At 37.9% G+C, this 1,349-nt stretch carries 1 protein-coding gene; it reads right to left on the bottom strand.

Annotation, left to right across the window (positions count from 1 at the left end; all coding sequences use genetic code 11):
- Positions 1-342: 342 nt before the first annotated feature.
- Complete coding sequence (aadD1, locus tag KA867_RS13180; protein WP_001014230.1) at positions 343-1,104, bottom strand: aminoglycoside O-nucleotidyltransferase ANT(4')-Ia; 762 nt, start codon at positions 1,102-1,104, stop codon at positions 343-345.
- Positions 1,105-1,349 lie beyond the last annotated feature (245 nt).

Below are 1,349 nucleotides of genomic sequence, written 5' to 3'. Positions count from 1 at the left end.
TATCTGAAATAGTTCATACAGAAGACTCCTTTTTGTTAAAATTATACTATAAATTCAACTTTGCAACAGAACCCTCTTTTTAATATCCCCGACTGGCAATGCCGGGATAGACTGTAACATTCTCACGCATAAAATCCCCTTTCATTTTCTAATGTAAATCTATTACCTTATTATTAATTCAATTCGCTCATAATTAATCCTTTTTCTTATTACGCAAAATGGCCCGATTTAAGCACACCCTTTATTCCGTTAATGCGCCATGACAGCCATGATAATTACTAATACTAGGAGAAGTTAATAAATACGTAACCAACATGATTAACAATTATTAGAGGTCATCGTTCAAAATGGTATGCGTTTTGACACATCCACTATATATCCGTGTCGTTCTGTCCACTCCTGAATCCCATTCCAGAAATTCTCTAGCGATTCCAGAAGTTTCTCAGAGTCGGAAAGTTGACCAGACATTACGAACTGGCACAGATGGTCATAACCTGAAGGAAGATCTGATTGCTTAACTGCTTCAGTTAAGACCGAAGCGCTCGTCGTATAACAGATGCGATGATGCAGACCAATCAACATGGCACCTGCCATTGCTACCTGTACAGTCAAGGATGGTAGAAATGTTGTCGGTCCTTGCACACGAATATTACGCCATTTGCCTGCATATTCAAACAGCTCTTCTACGATAAGGGCACAAATCGCATCGTGGAACGTTTGGGCTTCTACCGATTTAGCAGTTTGATACACTTTCTCTAAGTATCCACCTGAATCATAAATCGGCAAAATAGAGAAAAATTGACCATGTGTAAGCGGCCAATCTGATTCCACCTGAGATGCATAATCTAGTAGAATCTCTTCGCTATCAAAATTCACTTCCACCTTCCACTCACCGGTTGTCCATTCATGGCTGAACTCTGCTTCCTCTGTTGACATGACACACATCATCTCAATATCCGAATAGGGCCCATCAGTCTGACGACCAAGAGAGCCATAAACACCAATAGCCTTAACATCATCCCCATATTTATCCAATATTCGTTCCTTAATTTCATGAACAATCTTCATTCTTTCTTCTCTAGTCATTATTATTGGTCCATTCACTATTCTCATTCCCTTTTCAGATAATTTTAGATTTGCTTTTCTAAATAAGAATATTTGGAGAGCACCGTTCTTATTCAGCTATTAATAACTCGTCTTCCTAAGCATCCTTCAATCCTTTTAATAACAATTATAGCATATAATCTTCAACAAACTGGCCCGTTTGTTGAACTACTCTTTAATAAAATAATTTTTCCGTTCCCAATTCCACATTGCAATAATAGAAAATCCATCTTCATCGGCTTTTT

Origin of the sequence: Staphylococcus sp. GDH8C109P (genome assembly GCF_017893405.1) — a bacterium.
GTDB lineage: Bacteria > Bacillota > Bacilli > Staphylococcales > Staphylococcaceae > Staphylococcus > Staphylococcus cohnii.
The sequence above is the reverse complement of the archived record's forward strand: the minus strand, read 5'-3'. Positions and strand labels throughout refer to the sequence as shown.